The sequence below is a fragment of the Leisingera sp. XS_AS12 genome (assembly GCF_041224635.1).
Lineage (GTDB): Bacteria > Pseudomonadota > Alphaproteobacteria > Rhodobacterales > Rhodobacteraceae > Leisingera.
Genome location: NZ_JBGFGM010000043.1, coordinates 1 through 778, shown reverse-complemented (window position 1 = coordinate 778; position 778 = coordinate 1). Strand labels below are relative to the sequence as shown.

At 59.8% G+C, this 778-nt stretch carries 1 protein-coding gene; it reads left to right on the top strand.

Annotated features, from left to right (window positions below; translation table 11 throughout):
* Positions 1-393 (top strand): NAD(P)(+) transhydrogenase (Re/Si-specific) subunit beta (locus AB9K35_RS00955; RefSeq protein ID WP_369924031.1); only part of this gene is annotated, 393 nt, incomplete at its 5' end.
* Between the last annotated feature and the right edge of the window lie 385 nt (positions 394-778).

Here is a 778-nt window from a genome sequence, read left to right as displayed (position 1 = left end):
CGCGCGAAAGGCAAAGAAGTGCGCTTTGCCATCCACCCGGTGGCGGGCCGCCTGCCGGGCCACATGAACGTGCTCCTGGCCGAGGCCAAGGTTCCTTACGACATCGTGATGGAGATGGACGAGATCAACGACGACTTCCCGGACACGGATGTGGCGATCGTCATTGGCTCCAACGACATCGTGAACCCTGCGGCGCAGGAGGACCCGAACTCTCCGATCGCGGGCATGCCGGTTCTGGAGTGCTGGAAGGCGAAACAGGTGATCGTCTCCAAGCGCGGCCAGGGCACCGGCTATTCCGGCATCGAGAACCCGCTGTTCTTCAAGGAGAACACCCGGATGTTCTACGGCGATGCGAAACAGTCACTCGACACGCTGCTGAATTCGATCAGCTGACCGGATCTGCAAAACAACACCCGCAAGGCGCCCCAATTGGGGCGCCCGTCATAGCCGCCCTGCGCTTAGCTGCCTTCTGTAAGGGCTAAGAATTCTCTCCAGATCTTTGCCAGGCGGCGCGCAGAAACGATTTCGCAGAAGCTGTCGAATTTTGTTGAATTAGGTCTTGCGACTCATCCGGGGTGTCCGTAAAAGCCCCTTCACCGGCGGCGCTGAGGCGCTGCTGACACGCCGGAGAGACGGCGGGACGCGCTGGAGAGACGGCGGCATCTGTTGGATGGAACGAGGCGGGCGCGCTGTGAGAATGGCGCAACGGTCCTGTTTTTGCCTCCGGGTGTATGCTCTTTGACATTGATGGATAACTGAAGAGATATGTGGGCGGTTT